The organism is Phenylobacterium soli (assembly GCF_003254475.1).
In the GTDB taxonomy this organism is placed as follows: domain Bacteria; phylum Pseudomonadota; class Alphaproteobacteria; order Caulobacterales; family Caulobacteraceae; genus Phenylobacterium; species Phenylobacterium soli.
In genome coordinates this window covers 396251-418877 of record NZ_QFYQ01000001.1, presented here as the reverse complement: position 1 = coordinate 418877, position 22627 = coordinate 396251, and the positions used below count along the sequence as shown (strand labels likewise).

The 22627-nt window shown below is 70.7% G+C and carries 19 protein-coding genes; 7 read left to right on the top strand and 12 right to left on the bottom strand.

The features are described 5' to 3' along the window. Nucleotides 1-41 precede the first annotated feature (41 nt). On the bottom strand, nt 42-596 hold the full coding sequence (rfbC, locus tag DJ017_RS02105; protein WP_111527158.1) for a dTDP-4-dehydrorhamnose 3,5-epimerase: 555 nt from the start codon (nt 594-596) through the stop codon (nt 42-44). A gap of 32 nt (nt 597-628) precedes the next feature. Here rfbC and DJ017_RS02100 point away from each other — a divergent pair, with 32 nt between their 5' ends. Further along, nucleotides 629-1666, top strand: a complete 1038-nt coding sequence (locus DJ017_RS02100) for a glycosyltransferase family 2 protein (RefSeq protein ID WP_111527157.1) — start codon at nt 629-631, stop codon at nt 1664-1666. On the opposite strand, the gene argE is transcribed toward DJ017_RS02100, so the two are convergent. The 5 genes from argE to DJ017_RS02075 form a co-directional block, all read right to left on the bottom strand. Next, nucleotides 1667-2833: an acetylornithine deacetylase gene (gene argE / locus DJ017_RS02095; protein WP_111527156.1), complete on the bottom strand. Its 1167-nt coding sequence runs from the start codon at nt 2831-2833 to the stop codon at nt 1667-1669. A gap of 171 nt (nt 2834-3004) precedes the next feature. Then, nucleotides 3005-3526, bottom strand: a complete 522-nt coding sequence (locus tag DJ017_RS02090; protein ID WP_111527155.1) for an FKBP-type peptidyl-prolyl cis-trans isomerase — start codon at nt 3524-3526, stop codon at nt 3005-3007. Continuing rightward, nucleotides 3526-4734, bottom strand: coding sequence for a threonine ammonia-lyase (locus DJ017_RS02085; protein ID WP_111527154.1), 1209 nt, complete (start codon nt 4732-4734; stop codon nt 3526-3528). The genes DJ017_RS02090 and DJ017_RS02085 overlap by 1 nt, the downstream gene beginning before the upstream one ends. A 117-nt stretch (nt 4735-4851) precedes the next feature. Continuing rightward, nucleotides 4852-5913: a mannose-1-phosphate guanylyltransferase/mannose-6-phosphate isomerase gene (locus DJ017_RS02080; protein WP_111527153.1), complete on the bottom strand. Its 1062-nt coding sequence runs from the start codon at nt 5911-5913 to the stop codon at nt 4852-4854. Nucleotides 5914-5922: 9 nt separating this feature from the next. Then, on the bottom strand, nt 5923-7671 hold the full coding sequence (locus tag DJ017_RS02075) for an ABC transporter ATP-binding protein (protein WP_111527152.1): 1749 nt from the start codon (nt 7669-7671) through the stop codon (nt 5923-5925). 74 nt (nt 7672-7745) lie between these two features. Between DJ017_RS02075 and DJ017_RS02070 the strand changes: the two genes are divergently transcribed. Beyond that, entirely contained in the window at nt 7746-8282 is a 537-nt protein-coding gene (locus tag DJ017_RS02070; RefSeq protein WP_111527151.1) for a D-glycero-alpha-D-manno-heptose-1,7-bisphosphate 7-phosphatase, read from the top strand. On the opposite strand, the gene DJ017_RS02065 is transcribed toward DJ017_RS02070, so the two are convergent. After that, nucleotides 8279-9910 (bottom strand): cisplatin damage response ATP-dependent DNA ligase, encoded by a 1632-nt coding sequence (locus DJ017_RS02065; protein ID WP_111527150.1) that lies wholly within the window; start codon nt 9908-9910, stop codon nt 8279-8281. The two genes, DJ017_RS02070 and DJ017_RS02065, sit on opposite strands and share 4 nt — an antisense overlap. Beyond that, entirely contained in the window at nt 9911-10921 is a 1011-nt protein-coding gene (locus DJ017_RS02060; protein WP_111527149.1) for a ligase-associated DNA damage response exonuclease, read from the bottom strand. Between the two features lie 357 nt (nt 10922-11278). Here DJ017_RS02060 and DJ017_RS02055 point away from each other — a divergent pair, with 357 nt between their 5' ends. Both DJ017_RS02055 and DJ017_RS02050 read left to right on the top strand, forming a co-directional pair. Further along, on the top strand, nt 11279-11749 hold the full coding sequence (locus DJ017_RS02055) for a PaaI family thioesterase (protein WP_111527148.1): 471 nt from the start codon (nt 11279-11281) through the stop codon (nt 11747-11749). After that, the gene (locus DJ017_RS02050; protein ID WP_111527147.1) at nt 11746-12171 is read left to right on the top strand and encodes a PaaI family thioesterase; all 426 of its coding nucleotides are present in this window, start codon (nt 11746-11748) and stop codon (nt 12169-12171) included. Before DJ017_RS02055 ends, DJ017_RS02050 begins: the two co-directional genes overlap by 4 nt. A gap of 4 nt (nt 12172-12175) precedes the next feature. Here DJ017_RS02050 and phnD read toward each other — a convergent pair whose 3' ends face one another. Further along, nucleotides 12176-13171: a phosphate/phosphite/phosphonate ABC transporter substrate-binding protein gene (phnD, locus tag DJ017_RS02045; protein ID WP_111527146.1), complete on the bottom strand. Its 996-nt coding sequence runs from the start codon at nt 13169-13171 to the stop codon at nt 12176-12178. 110 nt (nt 13172-13281) lie between these two features. Between phnD and DJ017_RS02040 the strand changes: the two genes are divergently transcribed. Continuing rightward, nucleotides 13282-14964: a lysine--tRNA ligase gene (locus tag DJ017_RS02040; RefSeq protein ID WP_111527145.1), complete on the top strand. Its 1683-nt coding sequence runs from the start codon at nt 13282-13284 to the stop codon at nt 14962-14964. Between the two features lie 149 nt (nt 14965-15113). Further along, nucleotides 15114-17543 carry a DNA topoisomerase (ATP-hydrolyzing) subunit B gene (gene gyrB / locus DJ017_RS02035; RefSeq protein WP_111527144.1) on the top strand — a complete coding sequence of 810 codons (2430 nt, stop codon included), beginning with the start codon at nt 15114-15116 and terminating at the stop codon, nt 17541-17543. A 33-nt stretch (nt 17544-17576) separates the two neighbouring features. Here gyrB and recQ read toward each other — a convergent pair whose 3' ends face one another. From recQ to DJ017_RS02020, 3 genes are read right to left on the bottom strand one after another with little or no spacing between them, the layout of a single operon-like run. After that, complete coding sequence (gene recQ / locus DJ017_RS02030; RefSeq protein ID WP_111527143.1) at nt 17577-19418, bottom strand: DNA helicase RecQ; 1842 nt, start codon at nt 19416-19418, stop codon at nt 17577-17579. Nucleotides 19419-19469: 51 nt separating this feature from the next. Continuing rightward, complete coding sequence (locus DJ017_RS02025) at nt 19470-20528, bottom strand: TauD/TfdA family dioxygenase (protein ID WP_111527142.1); 1059 nt, start codon at nt 20526-20528, stop codon at nt 19470-19472. A 10-nt stretch (nt 20529-20538) separates the two neighbouring features. Further along, nucleotides 20539-22278, bottom strand: coding sequence for an N-acyl-D-amino-acid deacylase family protein (locus DJ017_RS02020; protein WP_111527141.1), 1740 nt, complete (start codon nt 22276-22278; stop codon nt 20539-20541). Nucleotides 22279-22483: 205 nt separating this feature from the next. Here DJ017_RS02020 and DJ017_RS20920 point away from each other — a divergent pair, with 205 nt between their 5' ends. After that, nucleotides 22484-22615, top strand: a complete 132-nt coding sequence (locus DJ017_RS20920; RefSeq protein ID WP_264371475.1) for a hypothetical protein — start codon at nt 22484-22486, stop codon at nt 22613-22615. The last annotated feature ends 12 nt before the right edge of the window (nt 22616-22627 follow it).

Here is a 22627-nt window from a genome sequence, read left to right as displayed (position 1 = left end):
CGCAGCAAAGCGACGAAACGCGGCCGTGGTTCCGGGCCGGGTCAGAAGGCGATCGCGCCCAAGTCCTTGAGCCTGGGGAGCTTCTGGTCCTTCTCCGACAGCACCGGCTCGTGGTCGATCGGCCAGGGGATGGAGAGGTCCGGATCGCTCCAGATCACCCCACCCTCCAGTTCCGGCGCATACTGGCCGTCGACCTTGTAGAAGAGCTCGCAATCGTCGGTGAGGGTGCAGTACCCGTGGGCGAAGCCGCGCGGCACGAAGAGCTGCTCGCCGCCGTCCGCCGTCAGCTCCGCGCCGACCCACAGGCCGAACGAGGGCGAGCCCGGACGCACGTCCACCGCCACGTCGTATATCGCGCCCTTCAGCACCCGCACCAGCTTGCCCTGGGCGTGCGGCGCCTTCTGGAAATGCAGGCCGCGGATGGTGCCCTTCTTGGCGTTGAAGGCCTGGTTGTCCTGCACGAAGGGGTCGGTCAGGCCGGCCTTGGCCATGACCTTCTCGCTCCAGGTCTCGGCGAACCATCCACGCGCATCGCCATGGCGCTTGGGCGTGATAAGCAGGACTTCGTGCAGCGCGAGCGGCGTGATCTCGGTCATGTCGGCTTGAGGCAGGGGAAAGACGCCCTCGGATGGCCCGACAGGCCCAGAAAGACAACCAGAAAGACAAGCCTCCGTCGCCGGCCGTCAGCGTCGTCGTGGTCACCTTCCAGAGCGGCCCGACCCTCGCCCGCTGCCTGGCGGCCCTGAAGGCGCAGACCTTCACCGACTTCGAGCTGATCCTCGTCGACAACGCCTCGGCCGATGGCGCCGCGCAGGCGGCCGCCGCCGTCGATCCCGCCATCCGCCTGATCGCCAACCGCGAGAACCGCGGCTTCTCCGGCGGCTGCAACGACGGCGCCCGCGCCGCCCGCGGCCGCTGGCTCGCCTTCCTCAACCCCGACGCCTACGCCGAGCCCGACTGGCTGGCGCGGCTGATGTCCGCCGCCGCCGCCCATCCGGACGTGCGCGCCTTCGCCTCGCGCCAGCTCATGGCCGACGATCCGGCGCGCCTCGACGGACTCGGCGACGTGATGGCCTCGGCCGGCTTCCCGTTCCGCGGCGGCTACCGCCAGCCCGACCCCGGCCTCTCAGCCATGGGCGAGGTGTTCTCCGCCTGCGGCGGCGCCATGCTCATCGATCGCGGCCTGTTCCTCGACCTCGGCGGCTTCGACGAGCGGCTGTTCTGCTATTGCGAGGACGTCGACCTCGGCTACCGGCTGCGCCTTGCCGGGATGCGCACCCTGGTGGTTCCCGACGCCGTCGTCCGCCACGAGGGCTCGGCCTCGAGCGGCGGCCCGCGGTCCGACTTCGCGGTCTTCCACGGCACCCGCAACCGGCTCTGGGTGTTCGTCAAGGACACCCCGCCGGTGCTGTTCTGGCTGACCTTGCCGCTGCACCTGGCGACCACGGCCCTGCTGTTCGCGCGCCACGCCACGCGGGGCGAACTCGCCGCTCCCTGGCGCGGGCTGATGGCGGGCCTCGCCGGCCTGCCGCTGGCGCTCGCCATGCGCAGGGAGGCTCAGGCGGCCCGCAAGGTGGGCTCGCTGGCCATCGCCCGCGCCATGACCTGGAACCCGCTCGACCTCTTCATGCGGCGCGTCGTCGTCCGGCCGATCAGGACCCGCTGATCAGGCTCCCGCGGCGGCCCACTCGGTCAGCCGGCGCATGAAGGCCGCGCCGCGTTCCATCTGGCTGATCTCGACATATTCGTCCGGCTGGTGGGCCTGGGCGATGGAGCCGGGTCCGCAGAGCACGGTGGAGAAGCCCGCCCGCTGGAACTGCCCGGCCTCGGCCGCATAGCTGACCACCCGGGCCGGCCCGTTGTCGCCGGCCAGCCTCCGCGCGAAGGCTTCGGCCGCCCCGTCCGTCTCGGGCGCGAACGGCGGCACGTCGGAGAACTGCTCGATCCGCACCCCGCCTTCCGGCGCGCGCGCCTTGATCTCGCCGTCGAGCGCCGCCGCCTCTTCGAAGAAGCCCTTCAGCACCGTCTCGGTGTCAAACCCCGGCGGGCAGCGCAGGTCGAAGTGGAAGTGGCACTCCCGCGCTAGGATGTTGTGCGCCGTGCCGCCGTGGATCACGCCGATGGTCAGGGTCGCCCCCTTGGGGGTGAAGGGCGAGGCAGGATCTGCCTCCCGCTCCAGCCGCTCGGAGATCTCCACCAGGGCGGCCATCAGCCGGATCGCCGCCATGTTGGCCGAGACACCCTGCTGGGTCTGGCTCGAATGGGCCTCGCGGCCGGTTACCGTCACGTGGAAGGTGGCGATGCCCTTGTGGCCGCTGACCGCCTCCATGTCGGTGGGCTCGCCCACCACCACCAGCGAGGGCAGGGGCAGTTCGCGCCGGATCGTCTCGATCATCGCCGGCGCCCCCAGGCAGCCGATCTCCTCGTCGTAGGAGAAGGCCAGGTGCACGGGCTTCTTCGCATCCGCCTTCGTGATCTCCGGCGCCGCGGCCAGGGCCAGCGCCAGGAACCCCTTCATGTCGCAGGTCCCACGCCCATAGAGCCGCCCGTCGCGGGCGGTCAGGGTGAAGGGATCGGAGCTCCACGGCTGGCCGTCCACCGGCACCACGTCGGTATGGCCCGACAGCACCACCCCGCCCTCGACCGCCGGCCCGATGGTGGCGATCAGGTTCGACTTCGTGCCGTCCGCATTGGGCACCCGCCGGTGCGGGATCGAGAGATCGTCGAGATAGTGCTCCACCCACTCGATGAGGGCGAGGTTCGATCCGCGCGAGGTGGTGTCGAACCCGACCAGCGTCTGCAGGATCTCGGCGGCCTGTTCATAGGTGGGCATGGGCCGGAGGCTAGATCAAACTCTCGACGTTCGCGATCAAGATCCTCCCCCGGAGGGGGAGGTGGCCCAAAGGGCCGGAGGGGGTTGAAGCCCACAGACCTCCAACGCCCTGCCGCGCAACCCCCTCAGTCGCTTCGCGACAGCTCCCCCTGTGGGGGAGCACCTGCTCCTCTACCCGTTCGCCACGCGCCCGGGGCCCGGCAGCACGCCGAGGAGCTCGATCTTGAAGATCAGCACGGCGTTGGGCGGGATCTCGCCGCCGCCGGCGCCCTCGGCGCCGTAGCCGAGGTTCGGCGGCACGTAGAGAATCCACTCGTCGCCCGGCCGCATCAGCGGCAGGGCTTCCTGCCAGGCCGGGATCAGGCCCTTGAGCGGCATGGCCGCCGGCTGGCCGCGCTCGTAGGAGCTGTCGAACACCTTGCCGTTCGCCAGCTTGCCCTCGTAGTTGACTTTCACCTCGTCGCCGAGCTGCGGCCGCATGCCGGTGGGCTCGCCCGAGCGGACGACCTTGAACATCAGACCCGACGGCAGCTTCTGCACGCCGGGCTCGGCTGCGGTCTTGGCCATGAAGGCCTGGGCCTCGGCGTTGGCCTGGCTGAGCTTGGCCGGGTCCGGCTTGGCCGGGCCGTGGCAGGCGGCGAGGGCCCCGGCGAGGGCGAAGACGCCGGCGAGGGCGAGGATCGCACGGCGCATCAGACGGCCCTCGGCGGGTAGCCGTGCTCGCGCAGGGCGTCCATGACCTCCTGGGCGTGCTGGGCGTCGCGGGTCTCGATCATGATGTCGAACTCCGCGCCCTTGGCCGGCACGTCGAGGGCCAGGCGGTTGTGCGCCACCTCGATGATGTTGGCGCCCATCTGCCCGATCACCGCCGAGACGGTGGCCAGCAGGCCCGGGCGATCGTCGCCGATGATCCGCAGGGAGACCAGCCGCTGGTCGCGGACCAGCTCGCGGGTCAACACCGAGGCCAGCAGGCGGGTGTCGATGTTGCCGCCGGTGATGACCAGGCCGCACTTCTTGCCCTTGAACTTCTTCGGGTGCGCCAGCAGCGCCGCCAGGGCGGCCGAGCCCGCGCCTTCGGCCACGGTCTTCTCGACGTTGGCGTAAAGGGCGATGGCGCGCTCGAAATAGGGCTCCTCGATCAGCAGCACCTCGTCGATCAGCGGCCGGGCGATGGCGTAGGTCTCGTCGCCGACCTCCTTCACCGCGATGCCCTCGGCGATGGTCGAGGCGTGCGGCGAGGCGGCGGTGTTCATGCCGCGCATCTTGGCCGTGAACGAGGGGTACATGGCCGGCTCGACGCCCACGATGGAGATGTCGCTCTTGATGTGCTTGGCGACCGTCGCCATGCCGGCGATCAGGCCGCCGCCGCCGATCGGGATCGGCAGCACCTCGAGGTCGGGCACCTCCTCCAGCATCTCCAGCGCCACCGTGCCCTGGCCGGCCATCACCTTCACGTCGTTGAAGGGGTGGACGAAGGTCAGCTCGCGCTCGTCGCAGAGCTTGCGGGCGGTGCCCGAGGCCTCGTCGTAGCCGTCGCCGTCCAGCACCACCTCGGCGCCGTGGGCGCGCGTCTGCTGCACCTTCACGAACGGGGTGCCGCGCGGCATGACGATGGTCACCGGAATGCCGAGGCGCGCGGCGTGGTAGGCCAGGCCCTGGCTGTGGTTGCCGGCGCTAGCGGCGATCACCCCGCGCTTGCGGGCGTTCTCGCCGAGCTGCAGCAGGGCGTTCAGCGCCCCGCGCTCCTTGTAGGCGGCGGTGAACTGCAGGTTCTCGAACTTCACCCACACGTCGGCCCCGGTAATCTCCGACAGCGTCCGCGAATGCCGGCAAGGCGTGCGCTCAATGTGCCCCTGCAGCCGGTCTCGGGCTGCGAGGATGTCGTCGAAGGAAAGGGTCATGGGTAAGCCGGTTGGTACGCCGCAGACGGCGAAAGGCCGGCAACCTAACGGCCGAGGCCCCCCGGGGCAATGTTCCCCGCTTCGCAGGTGCGAAATGGCCGCCCGCTGACGGCCCGTCTACAGCAGGTCCGCCCGGCCCTTGGCCTTGAGCTGCTCGACCAGGGCCTTGACCGCGGCCGGGTCGTCCTTGGCCGCCACCAGCACCACGCCGTTTTCCACGATCACCACCAGGTCCTGCACGCCGGCCAGGGCCACCGTCGGCCCGTCGGTGCGCACCAGACAGCCGGCGCTCGCGACGCTGACCACGTCGCCGTGCAGGGCGTTCTGGTCGTCGGCCTGGTCGGCGAGCTCCCAGAGCGCCCGCCAGGCGCCGACGTCACTCCAGCCCAGCTCGCAGGGCGCCACCACCGCCTTGTCGGTCTTCTCGAAGACCGCGTAGTCCACCGAGATCGCGGGCGCCTGGCCGAAGGCTTCGCCCAGCCGCACCTCGCGCCCGCGCCGCGCCGCCGTCGCCACCGCCGCCTCGGCCGCCGCCGCGACCTCGGGAGCGAGCCGCCGCGCCTCGTCGAGGAACGCCTTCGCGCCGAACAGGAAGAAGCCGGCGTTCCAGGTGTAGTCGGGATCGGCCACATAGGCCCGGGCGGTCGCCAGGTCCGGCTTCTCGACGAAGGCCGCCACCGGTCGCACCGCGCCCTGCGAGGACGCCGCCCGGATGTAGCCGTAGCCGGTCTCGGGCCGGTCGGGCCTCAGGCCGAAGACCACCAGCTTGCCGGCCTCGGCGGCCGGCCGGCCGGTCTCGATGGCGGCGCGATACGCCTCGAGGTCCTTGATCACGTGGTCGGCGGGCGCGAGCAGCACCAGGCCATCGGGGTCGCGCTCGGCCACCAGGGCCGCCGCGGCCACGGCGCAGGCGGCCGTGTTGCGCGCCACCGGCTCCAGCACGATCAGCGGGTCGAGCCCCGCCTCGGCGAGCTGGCGGCCTGCGATGGCCGCATGGCTCTCGTTGCAGATGACGATCGGCGGCTCGAAGCCCTCGCCGCTGGCCCTCAGCGCCGTCTCCTGGATCATCGTCCGCTGGCCGCCCAGCGCATGGAATTGCTTGGGGGCGCCGACGCGGCTCACCGGCCAGAGCCGCGTGCCGGCGCCGCCGGACATGATGACAGGGGTGATCTTCGCCATGGTCGAGCTTTAGGGCCTGTCGGGGCTTGCGTCGAATTCGGCGACCCGATGGCCGGGCGCGATCTCCGTCAGCTCGGACGCGATCTCCGCGAGGCCCTCCGGCCGTTTCAGCCGCACGCGCGTGCGCTCGACCCCGGGGTCCGGAACCGGCGCGGCGGACAGCAGGGCGCGCGTGTAGGGGTGGCGCGCATCGGAATAGAGACGCTCGGCGTCCGCCTCCTCGACCACGCGCCCGCGGTAGAGCACCAGCACCCGGTGGCTGATCTCGCGCACCACCGCCAGGTCGTGGCTGATGAAGATCATCGAGAGGCCGAGCTCCGCCTGCAGGGCGATCAGCAGATCGATGATCTGGGCCCGGATCGAGACGTCGAGGGCCGACACCGCCTCGTCGCAGATGACGAGCTTCGGCTTCAGGATCATCGCCCGGGCGATGCCCACCCGCTGGTTCTGGCCGCCGGACAGCTCGTGCGGGTAGCGGTTGATCAGCGCCGGATCGAGCCCGACCTTCGCCATCATCGCCCGCGCCGCGTCCTCGCGCGCCGCGCGGCCGAGCTCCGGCCGGAACACCGTCAGCGGCTCGGCGATGGAGGTTCCGATCGTGGCCCGCGGGTCGAGGCTGGCGAGCGGGTCCTGGAAGACGATCTGCAGGTCGCGCCGCGCCTTGCGCAGGGTCTCGCGTTCGGCGTGGGTGATGTCGCGCCCCATCACCGTCACCGTGCCGGCGGTCGCCGGGATCAGGTTCAGCGCCGCCCGGGCCAGGGTCGACTTGCCCGAGCCGCTCTCGCCGACCACGGCCAGGGTCTCGCCCTGGCGCACCTGGAACGAGACCCCATCCACCGCCTTCAGCACCCGCTTTGCGCCCAGCAGACCTTCGGACATCGGGAACCAGACCCGCACGTCCTCGCCGGCCGCCACCACCGGCGCGTCGGCCGCCACCGGCGCCACCACCGGCCGCCCGCCGCGGCCGGTTCGGTCGAGGCGCGGAATCGCGTCCAGCAGTTGGCGGGTGTAGGCGGTCTTCGGGCTGGAGAAGATATGTTCGACCGCGCCTTCCTCCACATAGGCGCCGTCCTTCATCACGCAGACCCGGTCGGCGAGGCGCGCGATCACGCCCATGTCGTGGGTGATCAGCACCAGGGCCGCGCCGCTCTCGCCCGTCAGCTCGGCCATCAGGTCGAGGATCTCGGCCTGCACGGTCACGTCCAGCGCCGTGGTCGGCTCGTCGGCGATGAGGAGCTGCGGGCCCGTCGCCATGGCCGCGGCGATCATCACCCGCTGGCGCATGCCGCCGGAGAGCTCGTGCGGATACTGTCGGGCCCGCCGCGCCGCCTCCGGGATGCGCACCTTCTCCAGCCACTCGCGGGCGCGCGCCTGCGCCTCGGCCCCCGACAGCCCCAGGTGCTGGCGCAGCGGCTCGGCGATCTGCTCGCCGATCCGCACGTGCGGGGTCAGGGCGGTCAGCGGGTCCTGGAAGATCATGGTCATCTTCGAACCGCGGATGCGGTTCAGGGCCCGCGGCCTCAGCCCCAGCAACTCTTGCCCCTGGAACCGCACAGACCCGCTCGCCCGGCCGTTGCCGGCCAGGAGGCCCATGGCGGCCATGAAGGTCTGGCTCTTGCCCGAGCCGCTCTCGCCGACCACGCCGAGCGTCTCGCCGCGCCCGACTTGCAGCGAGACGCCGCGCACCGCCTCCACCGCCCCGTCGGGGGTCGCGAACCGGACGCGCAGGTCTTTGAGCTCGAGGACGGGGTCGGCCATTCGCGGTCGAGCTAGACACGGATTCAGGCAATTTGAAATCGCCTCCGCCGCCGGGCCCGCTATAGACTGGCCCCGTGTCCGACAGTCCGCTTGATAGCCATCCGCGCCCGGCCCTGTTCCTCGACCGCGACGGGGTCCTGAACGAGGACCGCGGCTATGTCTCCCGCTGGGAGGATTTCGCCTGGATCCCCGGCGCCCGCGAGGCGGTGGCCGCCTTCAACGCCGCCGGCTGGATCGTCGTCGTCGTCACCAACCAGTCGGGGGTCGGCCGCGGCTACTACACCGAGGACGACATGCACGCCCTGCACGGGCGGATGGGCGAGGAACTGGCGGCGGTCGGCGGCCACATCGACGCCTTCTACTTCGCCCCGCACCATCCGGAATCGCCGATCGAGCACTACCGCCATCCCGACCCGCCGGACCGCAAGCCGAACCCCGGCATGATCCTGCGCGCGCTCGCCGATTGGCCGATCGACCGCGAACGCTCGGTGCTGGTCGGCGACAAGCCCTCCGACATGGAAGCGGCGGCCCGCGCCGGAATCCGCGGCCTGCTGTTCGGCGGCGGCGACCTCAAGCGCTTCCTGATCGACGAGGCCCTGCTGCTCGCCTAGCCGCCCTCCATCTGGGCCAGCATCCGGTCCAGCGTCGCCAGTTCGTCGGCCTCGCCGGGCGGCTTGTCCCAGCGGGTGCGGCTGATGCGCGGGAAGCGCATGGCCACCCCCGAGCGGTGCCGCGTGGAGCGCTGCAGTCCTTCGAAAGCCACCTCGAACACCAGCCCGCGGTGCGGCTCGGCGATCACCGCCCGCACCGGCCCGAAGCGCTCGGTGGTGTGGTCGCGGACGAACTTGTCGATCTGCTTCAGCTCCTCGTCGGTGAAGCCGAAATAGGCCTTGCCGACCGGCGTCAGCACGCGGCCGCCGTCCTCGCCTTCCGTCCAGACGCCGAAGGTGTAGTCGGAGTAGAAGCTCGAGCGCTTGCCGTGCCCGCGCTGGGCGTACATCAGCACCGCGTCGATCAGGTACGGGTCGCGCTTCCACTTGAACCACGGACCCTTCGGCCGCCCGGCCTCGTAGATCGAGTCCCAGCGCTTCAGCATGACCCCCTCGGCCACCTGCGGGTCGCCGGCCGGCGGCTCGGCGCGCAGCGCCGCGAGCGTCGCCCAGGTCTCGAACGGCTGCAGGGGCGAGAGGTCGATGCGCGGGCTCGCCTGGCGCGCCACGAAGGCCTCCAGCCGCTTGCGCCGCTCGGCGAAGGGCAGGGTGCGCAGGTCCTGCGCCCCCTCCGCCATAAGGTCGTAGGCGCGGATGCCGGCCGGGTATCTGGCCACCAGCTTCGCATCGACGCTCTTGCGGTTCAGCCGCTGCTGCAGCTCGGCGAAGCTCGCGACCTTACCCTCGCGCAGCACCAAGAGCTCGCCGTCGATCACCCCCTCTTCGAGGAGGGCGTCCACCACGTCCGGGAAGGTGCGCGAGATGTCGTCGCCCGTGCGCGTGTAGAGCCGCCGGACCCCGCCCTCGTGGACGAGCTGGACCCGGATCCCGTCCCACTTCCACTCCGCCGCATAGTCGGCCGGATCGAGCTTCGCGAAGTCCACCGCCTCGTCGATGGCCTGGGCCAGCATCGCCGGCCGGAACCGTCCCGGGTTCTCGGCGGACGGCTTCTCGCTGCGTCCCTCCAGCCAGGCGAACAGGTCCTCGTACGGCGGGTGGAGGGCGTGCCACAGCTCCTCGATTTCGGCCGGGTCGACCGTGAAGCCCTGGGCCATCTCCGCCGCCGCCCGCTTGGCGAGCCTGGCGGTCAGCCCGACCCGCAGCTCGCGGGTCATCAGCTTCAGCAGGGCCCAGCGCTCGCGCGGGTCCTCCATGGCGTCGAGCCAGCCCTCGATCAGCCGCTGAACCTCGGCGCGGCTGGTCGTGCGCAGGGCCTCCACCACCTCGGAAAGCTGCGGCTCGCGGTTCGCGCCGGGGCGCCTCGGCCAGACCAGGGCCACCGTCTCGGCGAGGTCGCCCACATAGTCGTAGGACCACCAGAAGAGCTGCGGGTCCATCCGCTCTTCCACCGCCTTCCGGATGAAGGCCGGCTTGGCCGCATCGAACGCGAGGTCGCCGGTCAGGGCGGCGAGGGCCCAGCCGCGGTCCGGGTCCGGCGTGTCGCGCAGGTAGTCGCGGACGAGCCGCAGCTTGGCGTTGCGCGAGGACGTCAGGCTCAGCCGGTCGAGGAGTTCGGCGAAGGCGCGCACCTAGTCCTCGTCCTCTTCCTCGTAGCCCACCAGAGCGAGGGCGCGCGCCGGCACGCCGTGCAGGCTCGCCCACCTCGCCAGCGCCTCCTCGCGGCCGTGGGTGATCCACAGCTCGCCAGGGCGCAACTCGTCCACCGTGGCGGTCAGCTCGTCCCAGTCGGCGTGGTCGGAGATGATCAGCGGCAGCTCGACCCCGCGCTGGCGCGCCCGCGCCCGGACCCGCATCCAGCCGGAGGCGAAGGCGCTCACCGGATCGGGGAAGCGCCGGCTCCAGCGGTCCTGCAGGGCCGAGGGCGGGGCGACGATGATCTGGCCGGCGAAATCGGTCTTTGCCGCCGTGGTCGCCGCCCGCAGGTCGCCGAGGTCCACCCCGTGCCGGACGTAGAGCGCGTTCAGCCGTTCCAGGGCGCCGTGCACATAGATCGGCGCGTCCCAGCCGGCCTCGCGCAGGAGGGCGATGATCCGCTGCGCCTTGCCGAGCGCATAGGCGCCCACCAGGTGCGCCCGATCGGGGAACTGCGCCACCGAGCGCAGCAGCCGGCCGACCTCGTGGCCGGCGTCGGGATGGCGGAACACCGGCAGGGCGAAGGTCGCCTCGGTGATGAACACGTCCGCCGGCACGGGCTCGAACGGCGGGCAGGTCGGGTCGCGCCGGCGCTTGTAGTCGCCGCTCACCACCATGGTCAGGCCCCGCCAGCGGACCACCGCCTGGGCCGAGCCCAGCACGTGGCCGGCCGGGACCAGACTGACCTCCACGCCATCGCGGTCCACCCGCTCGCCGTAGGCCGCCGCCTGCCTGGCCTCGGCGAAAGCCAGGCCATAGCGCTCGGCCATGATGTCCAGGGTCGCCGCGGTCGCCAGCACAGCCCCGTGGCCGGCCCGGGCATGGTCGGAGTGGCCATGGGTGATCACCGCCCGGGCCACCGGCCGCACCGGGTCGATGTAGAAGTCGCCGGGCGCGCAATAGAGCCCCTCGGGCTTCGGGCAGAGCAGGTCCTGCGGCCGGATCATGCCTCTGAACCTAGGGGCCCCGTGGGGCGGCGCAACCTTACCAAGTATTCATCTTGTGAATTCGGCGTCATGACTAACACTTAACGAGTATTCGGACCGGACGTTGCGTAGAACGCTCTCATCGGGACGACGAAGTCCGCCGCCCCCGCCCCGCAAGGGGCCCCAACCCAGGAGAGAGACCATGACCCACGCTTCGTCCCCGTTCCTCGGCTTCGCCAACCTCGTGATGGCCGCCACGCCGCTGCTGGCCCTGTTCGTGGCCTATGTGGTTCCGGTCATCCGCTGAGCTGACCCGCCTCCGAAGCTTCCCCTCGGGCAAGATTGACCCCCGACCGGTTCGCCCCTAACCCCGAAGGGATGAGCCTCGATCCAGAAACGCTCAGCCAGCTTGGCCAGCACATGGCGACCACCGTCCCCCAGGCGGCCGCCCTTGGCTTCCAGTTCATCTCCGCCGGGGACGGCCGTGGCTGCCTCACGGTCCCCTGGCGGGAAGAGCTCGTCGGCGATCCCGACACCGGCGTGATCGCCGGCGGCGTCGTCACCAGCCTCCTCGATCACACCTGCGGGCTGGCGATCACCTCGGGCACCGGCGGTCGGATGTTCGGCACCGCCACCCTCGACCTGCGGATAGACTACATGCGCGCCGCGGCCCCGCGCTCCGGGGTCACCTGCGAGGCGCACTGCTACAAGCTCACCCGCTCCATCGCCTTCGTCCGGGCCGAGGCCTGGGACGTCGACCGCGCCGACCCGATCGCCACAGCCCAGGCCGCCTTCATCCTGAACCGCCCGCCGGAAGCGGCCGTCGCCGAGGCGCCGTCCAAGCCATGAGCGATCCGGCCCGCCAGCTCGAGGACTTCCTCCAGCGCGTCCCCTACGTCCGCTTCCTCGGCATGCGCGCCGAGCTGGCCGGCGACGAGATGACCGCCATCCTGCCGTTCTCCCAGCACCTGATCGGCAACGTCATGCTGCCCGCCCTGCACGGCGGGGTGATCGGCGCCTTCCTGGAGACCACCGCGCTCGCCCAGCTCTCGGTGGCCCAGGCCGCCTCGCCCGGCGGCCAGAAGATCGCCAAGACCATCGACGTCACCATCGAATATCTGCGCCCCGGCCGGCCGCTGACCACCTACGCCCGCGCCGATCTGCGCAAGGTCGGACGGCGCATCGCCAACGTCCACGTGGAAGCCTGGCAGGAGGCCCGCAGCCACCCCATCGCCTTCCTGCGCGGCCACTTCCTCCTGGCCGGCGAATAGGCGCCTATTTCGGAGCCGCCGCCTTCTCGGTCCTGATCTGGTCGAGCGAGGCCTGCGCCTTGGCCATGCCCGCCGCATCGCCCTTGGCCTTGGCCTCGGTGAGCTGGCCGATGGCCTCGATCTCGCGCACCGGCAAGAGGTGCGAGTTGTCGGCGTGCTTGAAGGGCCCGGTCTGGATGCGCTCCAGCACGGCCCGCTGGCGCACCGCCTCGGGCGTGTCGCCGACGCCGTAGCTGAAGATGAACTTGGCGATCTTGGCCTTCATGGCGGGATCGAGGTCGGCGCGCCAGACCATCGGGTCCTCCGGGATGGTCGGCGAGCGCCAGATCACCTCCAGGTTGGCCAGGGTCTTGCGCGCCATGGGCGTGTCCAGCACGGCCATGCGGTCCATCGAGCGGGTGTTGTCGGTGGCCGCGTCCAGCAGGCCCGAGCCCACCGCGAACAGGTTGGCCTCGGCGTTGGCCGAGCGCACGGTCTTGAAGCACTTGGCCGGCTCGATGCCGCGCGGCGAGAATAGATAGGCCATGGGCGCCAGGGTGCCCGAGGTCGACTTGGCGTCGCCCATCCCGAAGTTGACCGTCCGGTCGCACTTCAGGAGCTTCTCCAGCGTCAGGCCGTGGCCCTTGGGCACGACGATCACTCCCTGGTAGCCGTCGTGGCCTTCGGGGTTCGTGGTCCGCGCGAACACCTCGCCGCCGCCCCGCCGCACGGCCTCCAGGCCCGAGGCGTTGGTGAACCAGCCGAGGTCCGACTGCTTGAAGCGCATGGCCTCGATGGCGGCGGTGTAGGTGGTGCCGAAGAACGGCTTCACCGGCACGCCGATGCTGCGCTCCATGTCGGTCAGGAACGGCCCCCATTCCTGCATCTGGGTCTGCGGGTTCTCCGTCGAGACGATGGAGAAGGTCAGGCCCTGCGGCTTTTCGGCCGCGGCGGGCGCCTCGCCCTTGCCGCAGGCCGTCAGGACGAGGAGCGCGCTCAGCGCGAGGAGGCGTCGGATCATCCGTCCACCATAGCCCAGCTTTGTGACGCCCCGTCAAAACCGCCGACATTCCCCCCGGCGGTCAGATCAAGACTTGAGCCCGCGCGCTCAGGGGCGTACCGGCACGGCCCATGTTGCAAGGTCTCTCCCACCAGGCCCGCGAAGCGAAGAGCTGGCCGTTCGAACAGGCGCGCATCCTCCTGGACCGCATCCTGCGCCTGCGCCTCTCCGACGCCGAGCGCGACCTCGCCTCGGCCCTGATCGCCCAGGGCAAGTTCGACGAGCTCGTCCGCACCCTGCCCGAGGCCTTCGCCCGGCCCGTCGTCTTCCAGTGCGGCTACGGCGCCTCGGGCCTGCCGCACATGGGCACCTTCGGCGAGGCCGCCCGCCCGACCATGGTGCGCGGCGCCTTCCGCGCGCTCACCGAAGACGCCATCCCGACCCAGCTCATCGTCTTCTCCGACGACATGGACGGCCTCCGGAAGATCCCCGACAACGTGCCCAACCGCGCCATGCTGGAGGAGGATCGCGACAAGCCGGTGACCTCGGTGCGCGATCCCTTCGGCGAGCACGAGAGCTTCGGGGCCCACAACAACGCCCGCCTGCGCGCCTTCCTCGACGGCTTCGGCTTCGACTACACCTTCATGTCGTCCACGGAGACCTACAAGTCCGGCCGCTTCGACGAGGTGCTGCTGCGCATCCTCGAGCGCTTCGACGCGATCCAGGCGGTGATGCTGCCGACGCTCGGCGAGGAGCGCCGCGCGACCTATTCGCCCTTCCTGCCGATCAGCCCCAAGACCGGCCGCGTCCTCCAGGCGCCGACGCTGGAGCGCCACCTCGACCGAGGCACCATCGTCTTCCCGGACGAGGACGGGACCCTCACCGAAGTCCCGGTGACCGGCGGCCACGTGAAGCTGCAGTGGCGCCCCGACTGGGCCGCCCGCTGGACGGCCCTCGGCGTCGATTTCGAGGCCTCGGGCAAGGACCTGGTGGACAGCGTCCGGGTCTCGAACCGGCTGGTGAAGGTGCTCGGCGGCGAGCCGCCGGAAGCCTTCCACTTCGAGCTCTTCATGGACGAGAACAACCAGAAGATCTCCAAGTCCAAGGGCAACGGCCTGACCATGGAGGAGTGGCTGCGCTACGGCACGCCCGAGAGCCTAGCCTACTACATGTACCAGTCGCCGAAGTCGGCCAAGCGCCTTTACTTCGACGTGATCCCCAAGGCGACGGACGAATACCTCTCCCACCTGGACGCGTTCAACAAGGCGCGGGGCGAGAGCGACCGGCCGGCGATCGACAACCCGGCCTGGCACGTCCACCGCGGCGCGCCGCCGCAAAAGGGCTCGCCGGTCAGCTTCTCCCTGCTGCTCAACCTCGTCTCGGCGGCCGACGCCTCGACGGGGGACATCCTCTGGGGCTTCCTGGAGCGCTACCTGCCGGGCGCGACCCCGCAGTCCGAGCCCCTGCTCGACAAGCTCGTGGGCTACGCGCTCAACTACTACGAGGACTTCGTGAAGCCCTCGAAGAAGTTCCGCGCCCCCGACGCCAAGGAGCGCGCGGCGATGGAGGAGCTCTCGAAGCGGCTGAAGGCCCTGCCCGCCGACGCCGACGCCGAGGTGATCCAGAACGAGGTGTTCGAGGTCGGCAAGACCGCCGGCTTCGAGCCGCTGCGCGCCTGGTTCGGCGCCCTCTACGAGGTGCTGCTGGGCCAGCCCACCGGCCCCCGGTTCGGCTCCTTCGCCGCCATCTTCGGCCTTGCCCGCACCACGGCCCTCATCGACCGCGCCCTGGCCGGCGAGCTGACCGCCGCGTAGCTCAGCCCGTCTACGCCCCCAGCCCGCGGCGTACCCGATTTCGTGCAGAATCAGCGCCGAAACCCTATATAGAGGGCTGACATTCCGTCAGGGCCTCACGCGCGCGTGCGCGAGGAAGACGAGGCCCGGCCGCCCCAGCTGGACGACGCATGAGCGAAGACAACGAGATCCCTTCGGATTCCAACGGCGGCGCCGAGTACGGCGCGGAGTCGATCAAGGTCCTCAAGGGCCTCGACGCGGTGCGCAAGCGCCCGGGCATGTACATCGGCGACACCGACGACGGCTCGGGCCTGCACCACATGGTCTACGAGGTGGTCGACAACGCCATCGACGAGGCCCTCGCCGACTACGCCACCCGCGTCGAGGTGATCCTCAACGCCGACGGCTCCTGCACGGTCACCGACGACGGACGCGGCATCCCTACCGACATCCACGAGGGCGAGGGCGTCTCGGCGGCCGAGGTCATCATGACCCAGCTGCACGCCGGCGGTAAGTTCGACCAGAACTCCTACAAGGTCTCCGGCGGCCTGCACGGCGTTGGCGTCTCGGTGGTCAACGCGCTCTCCGACTGGCTGCGGCTGCGCATCCACCGCGGCGGCATGACCCACGAGATGGAGTTCCGCCGCGGCGATCCGGTCGCGCCCCTGGCCATCGTCGGCAAGTCGCCGCTGCGCGAGAACGGCGAGTTCCTGACCGGCACCGAAGTCACCTTCCTGCCGTCGATCGAGACCTTCTCGTTCATCGAGTTCGACCGGAAGACGCTCGAGCACCGCCTGCGCGAACTCGCCTTCCTGAACTCCGGCGTGACCATCTGGCTGAAGGACCTCCGCGAGGCCGAGCCCTTCGAGGAGGTCATGCACTACGAGGGCGGCATCGAGGCCTTCGTGCGTCACATCGACAAGGCCAAGACCCCGCTGGTCAAGGACCCGATCGTCATCCGCGGCCGCCGCGAGAACGTCGAGGTCGACCTCGCCCTGTGGTGGAACGACAGCTACCACGAGAACGTCCTCTGCTTCACCAACAACATCCCCCAGCGCGACGGCGGCACGCACCTCGCCGCCTTCCGCTCGGCGCTCACCCGGATCATCACCGGCTATGCGGAGAGCTCCGGCGCGGCGAAGCGTGAGAAGGTCTCGGTCAGCGGCGAGGACGCCCGCGAGGGCCTGACCTGCGTGCTGTCGGTGAAAATCCCCGATCCGAAGTTCTCCTCCCAGACCAAGGACAAGCTGGTCTCCTCCGAAGTCCGTCCGGCCGTGGAGGGCCTGGTCAGCGAGGGCCTCGGGACCTGGTTCGAGGAGCACCCCAACGACGCCCGGATGATTGTCACCAAGATCGCCGAGGCCGCCGCCGCCCGCGAGGCGGCCCGCAAGGCCCGCGAGCTCACCCGCCGCAAGTCGGCGCTCGACATCACCTCCCTGCCCGGCAAGCTCGCCGATTGCTCGGAGAAGGATCCGGCCAAGTCCGAGATCTTCCTGGTGGAAGGCGATTCCGCCGGCGGCTCGGCCAAGCAGGCGCGCAACCGCGAGAACCAGGCGATCCTGCCGCTGCGGGGCAAGATCCTGAACGTCGAGCGCGCCCGCTTTGACAAGATGCTGTCGAGCGAGCAGGTCGGCACCCTGATCACTGCGCTCGGCGCCGGCATCGGCCGCGACGACTTCGACATCGAGAAGGTCCGCTACCACAAGATCATCCTGATGACCGACGCCGACGTCGACGGCGCCCACATCCGGACCCTGCTGCTCACCTTCTTCTACCGGCAGATGCCGGAGGTGATCGAACGCGGCTACCTCTATATCGCCCAGCCGCCGCTCTATAAGGCGTCCAAGGGCAAGTCGGTCCGCTACCTCAAGGACGACGCCGAGCTCGAGATCTACCTGATCGACGAGGGCGTCGACGGGGCCACCCTCGACCTCTCCAGCGGCGAGCGCCTGGCTGGCCAGGACCTGCTGGCCCTGGTCACCACGGCCCGCGGCGCCAAGGCCAATGTCGAGCGCCTCGCGGCGCGCGCCCCCGCCTTCGCCATCGAGCAGGCGGCCCTCGCCGGCCTCCTCGCCGAGGGCGGCGATGCGGAGAAGGCGGCCAAGCGGCTCGACCTCTACGCCGAGGAAGGCGACGGCCCCTGGCAGGCCGAGTCGGCCGCTGGCGGCGGCTATGTGTTCAGCCGCGTCAAACGCGGGGTCTCCGAGCGCATCGTCCTCGACGAGCTCCTGCTGCACGCGGCCGACGCCCGGCGCCTGGCCGAGCGCTCCCGCGAGCTCGCCAAGATCTTCGAGGGCGCGGCCACCTTCACCCGGCGCGACCGGGCGACCACCGTGCGCGGCCCGATCGACCTCGTGAACGCGGTCATGGACAACGGTCGGCGCGGCCTTTCCATCCAGCGCTACAAGGGCCTGGGCGAGATGAACGCCGACCAGCTCTGGGAGACCACGCTCGACGCCGACGCCCGCACCTTGCTGCAGGTGAAGGTCAACCACGTGGACGACGCCGACGACATGTTCAGCCGCCTGATGGGCGACCTCGTCGAGCCGCGCCGCGAGTTCATCCAGGAAAACGCCCTCGACGCCGAGGTCGACGTCTAGGAGCCGGCGCCTCTCCCGCTCGCGGGAGGGGCTTCAGCCCTCGAAGCCGCGCACCACCTCGAGCACGGCGTCGCCGTAGCGGGCGAGCTTGCCCTCGCCGACGCCGTTCAGCCGCACCAGCGCCGCGCGCGTGCCGGGCCGCGCCCCGGCGATCTCGGCCAGGGTTGCATCGTGGAAGATGACATAGGGCGGCACGTGCTGGGCCTTGGCCTCGCGCGCCCGCCAGGCGCGCAGGGCCTCGAACAGGCCCTGGTCGTGCGGCGCGATGGGGTGGCTGTCGCCGCGCTTCTTGCGCCGCACCCTGGGCTCGCCCTCGGCCGGCTTGCGCATGGTCACCCGGCGCTCGCCGCGGAAGACCTGCTTCACCGCCTCGGCGTCGCCGATCCCGACCAGCGGGCGGCCGTCGTTGGGATCCTCCTTGAGGAGGGCCTCGAACAGCAGCTGCTCGGCGAGGTCGCGCCACTGCACGGCCGACAGCTCCGTGCCGATGCCCCAGGTCGACAGCCCGGCCTCGAAGTCGGTGACGTCCTTGGTCTTGCCGAGCAGGTGGTCGACGAGGCGGCCGCGACCGAACCGGCCGCCCAGCCGATGGGCCGCCGACAGCGCCTTCTGGGCCGGCTCGGTGACGTCGATGGTCTCGACCGTCCCGGCGCACAGGTCACACTGGCCGCAGGCCTCGACGCCCTCCTCGCCGAAATAGCGGCGCACCGCCGCCGCCCGGCAGCCGGCGCCGTCGAGCAGGGCGTAGAGCTGGCGGACCTTGCGGGTCTGCACCTGCTTGACCTCAGCGTCGACGTCGCGGTCCCCGATGCGCCGCAGCGCCCAGGCCATGTCCGAGGCGCCGTAGAGGGTGATGCCCTCGGCCGGGTCGCCGTCGCGCCCGGCGCGGCCGATCTCCTGCCAGTAGGCCTCGATCGAGGCCGGCGGATCGGCGTGGATGACGAAGCGGACGTCCGGCTTGTCGACCCCCATGCCGAAGGCGATCGTCGCCACCATCACCGCGGCGTCGGCTTCCAGAAATTCCTCCAGCCGCTCCTCGCGCAGGCGGCGGTCGAGGCCGGCGTGATAGGCGAGCGCCGGCACGCCTGCGCCGCGCAGCGCCTCGGCCAACTTCTCGGTGCCTTCGCGGCTGCCGGCATAGACCACGCCCGAGCGGTTCGGCCGCGCGGTGACCAGCTCGATCACCCGCTTCTCCTTCGCGCCCTTCTTGCGCTCGGCCGAGAGGATCAGCTCGGGCCGGGCGAAGCTCGCCACGAACTCGGCGCAGCCCTCGAGCCGCAGCTCGGCGCGGATGTCCTCGCGGGTCCGGGCGTCGGCCGTCGCCGTCACCGCCAGGCGCGGCACGGTCGGGAACAGCTCGGCCACCCGGCCCAGCATCCGGTACTCAGGCCGGAAGTCGTGGCCCCATTGGCTGACGCAGTGGGCCTCGTCGATGGCGATGAGGGCCAGCGGCGTGCGCTTGAGCCGGTCCAGCATCCAGGGCTGCATCAGCCCCTCGGGCGAGACGTAGAGCAGGTCGAGCTCGCCGCGCTCGATGCGCCGCCAGGTCTCGCTGCGCTCGTCCAGCCCGATGTTGGAATCCAGCCGCGCGGCGGCCACGCCGGACTGCTGCAGCGCCGCCACCTGGTCGGTCATCAGGGCGATCAGCGGCGAGACCACCAGGCCGAGGCCCGGCCGCACCAGGCTGGGGATCTGGTAGCAGAGGCTCTTGCCGCCGCCGGTCGGTAACACGGCCATGGCGCTGCGCCCGGCCAGCACCTCCTCGATCACCTGCGCCTGCAGACCGCGGAAATCGGCGTGGCCGAAGGTGCGGCGCAGGATGTCGCGCGCGACCTCGAGGGGCGCAGCTTCAGGTTCGGCGACGGCGAGGGACATTCGTCCTTTATGGGCGCGAATCAGCGCCGAGGCGATGCGTCCTTGTGGTGTTCAGCCCGCAGCGTCGAGCCGGCTGATGGAGATCTTCTGCGCCCAGTGCGAGCCCATCCGGTTCTGGAAGAACGAGGGCCGATCCTCCAGGACCTCGGTCTCCAGCCATAGACGCTTCAGGTGGCGGACGCGGCCGCTCTCCCGGTCGTCCACATAGGCAGTGCGCCCGTGCAGCACGTGGTAGTTGTTGATGAACTGCATGTCCCCGGGCTGGAAGTCCATCAGCACCGAATAGGCGCCGCTCTCGGACATCTCCTGCATCCAGGTCAGCGCCTCCTCCGCCTTGGCGGTGAGGCGCGGCGCGTCCGCATGGCGTTGCGAGGCCAGGATGTAGGGCCGGATCAGGCGCATGAACAGCCGCTCGCCGTGGCGCGTGAACACCGGCATCGGATACCAGCCGCGCCCGCCGGGCGGCTGCTCCCCGCGGTAGTCGTACGGCTGTGGCTTGTAGAGCTCTGCGGCGAGGTCCGGCCGTTCGCGCACCAGCCGGTTGTGCAGGGCCACCGAGTTGCAGACCGCCGAGAGCCCGCCGGAGACGCCGCTCTGCAGGCAGAGCAGGCCGACGAGATCCGAGCCGTCGCAGTGGAAATCGAGCCCGATCTGGCCGAGCTCGTTGCCGCGGGCGGTCGGATCGCCCGGCTGCTTTCCCTGATCGGTGACATCGCCCAGCACGTGGCCCTTGGCGTTCTGCGGCCACGGACGCCCGAGGTGCGCGCCAATACCCCAGTACGCGAGGCACATCTCGTCGTTGGACCACCGCTGGCGCGGCAGGCCCCGGATCAGCACAAAGCCTCGGCCGTTGATCAGCTCGGCTTCGATGCGCTTCAGCCGCGGGCCGAGCGTCGGCAAGGGGAAGTCCGCCTTCCCGATCTGCAGGAAGTCGTCCGAGACCTTGCGTGCGTGAGCGACGGCGGCGCCGAGCTCGAGGATGTCCGCCTCGCTGAGGTGTTCGGTCCAGGCGGCGGGGTCGGAGACCTGCTCTGCCGTCCACTCGCACTGCGGTTCGAGCTCGACCGGCACGACCTGTGCCGGCGCGATCTCGGGGCGATCGTCCGCCATGGGCCTCTCCCTATTCCGCCGCCATCGCCGCGGGCGTCGTCTGGGCGCCGCGTAGCAGCCGGCCGGGCAGGGCGCCGGTGGGCTCGCCGTCGCGATAGGTCACCTGGCCGGCGACGATGGTCGCCGCATAGCCCTCCACCCGCTGGATCAGCCGGCGGCCGCCGGTCGGCAGGTCATAGGCCACCTCCGGCGCCTTCAGCTTCAGCCGTCCGTAGTCGATGACGTTGAGGTCGGCGCGGTAGCCGGGCGCCAGGATCCCGCGGTCGTAGAGCCCGACCAGTTCGGCCGTGTCTCGCGCCTGGGCCTTGATCATCTTCTCCAGGCTCACCTTCGGTCCGCGCGTGCGGTCGCGCGTCCAGTGGACGAGGTTGGTGGTCGGGAAGGAGCCGTCGCAGATCATGCCGACGTGCGCCCCGCCGTCCGAGAGGCCGGGCACCACCTGCGGATGGTTCAACATTTCGTAGGCCGGGTCGAGATTGCACCAGGCGTAGTTCAGGAACGGCAAGTAGAGCATGCCGCGCCCGCCGTTGGAGAGCATGTGGTCGAGGGCGACCTCCTCCGGCGTCAGGCCCCGCTGGGCGGCGATGTTGGCCACCGTCCGGTCCGGCGTCGGCTCGTAGTTCGGCTCCGATCCCAGGAGGAACATCTTGTCCCAGGCCCGCGGCTGGGTTCCGGCGAAGCCGCGCACGTGCTCCACCTCCTCGGCCATCAGCCGGGCGCGGTAGGCGGGGTCGGAGAGGCGCGCCACGCGCTGATCGAGCGGCAGGTCCTTGATCGCCTGGTAGCTCGGGTGCTGGCTGAACGGGTTCAGCGTCAGCTCGAAGCCGAACAGCACGCCCACCGGCCGGCTGGCGGCCTGCGCCTTCATCGGCAGGCCCTTGGCGTGGGCCTTGGCCAGGCGATCCAGAAGATAGCGGAACTGCTCCGGGTCGCGCGGGCTCTGCACCATCGAGAACGACAGCGGCCGCCCCGAGCGCTCGACGATCCGCTGCAGCATGTCGAACTCCGCCTCCGGATCGGCGAAGTCGGAGACGAACTGCAGCACGCCGCGGCCGGCGGCGGCCAGGCCCATGGCGATGCCGGTGAGTTCGTCCTCGCTGGCGGTCAGGGTCGGCGTCGGCTGGCCGTCGGAGGTCTTGTGGTTCAGGGTGCGGGAGGTGGAGAAGCCGAGCGCGCCGGCCTCCATCGCCCGCTTGGCGATCGCCGCCATGGCGTGGATGTCGGCCTCGGTGGCCGGCTCGCGGTTCGCGCCGCGCTCGCCCATCACATAGACGCGCAGCGCCGCGTGCGGCAGCTGGCTGCCGATGTCCACGTCGAAGTTGCGGCGCGCGAGGCTGTCGAGATAGTCGGGATAGCTCTCCCAGTTCCACGGCAGGCCGGCGCTCAGCACAGGGAAGGGGATGTCCTCGACGCCTTCCATCAGCCGGACGAGCCGGTCGTGGTCCTCGGGGCGGCAGGGCGCGAAGCCGACGCCGCAGTTGCCCATGATCACCGTCGTGACGCCGTGCCAGGACGAGGGCTGCATGCGCTCGTCCCAGGTGGCCTGGCCGTCGTAGTGGGTGTGGACGTCAACGAAGCCCGGCGCGACCACCATGCCCTTGGCGTCAATCTCCTCGGCGCCCGCGCCGGCGATCCTGCCGACGGCCGCCACGCGCCCGTCCTTGACACCGACGTCGGCTTCGAAGCCCGGCTGTCCCGTGCCATCGACGACGGTCCCGCCGCGGACCACCAAGTCATAGGCTCGTTCCATGGATCGCCTCCCTTCAGGCGCTGTCGCTTTGTTCTTTCTCCCAATTTGCCGCCCTGACGGTGGGGCCGGTCAAGCGAGGAGTCGGTATGGCGGCCCCGGGTTCGTCCTTCGGAGGCGCTTACGAACCGTTCAGCCTGTTTGATTCCGGCCCGTTAAGGCCCGTGGCGGAAACTGGGCGAAAGCGCGAACGGAAGAGGGACCCGTTATGACGCCCAAACTGCTGGTGGCGGCTATCGCGGCGCTCGCGATAGCCGTGGGGTGTGCATTGCCGACGGCGCATGGCGACAGCGCCAGCGCGCGTGAACAGATTCCGACGCTGGAGATCGGCAAGGGCTGATCGCTCGCGTAC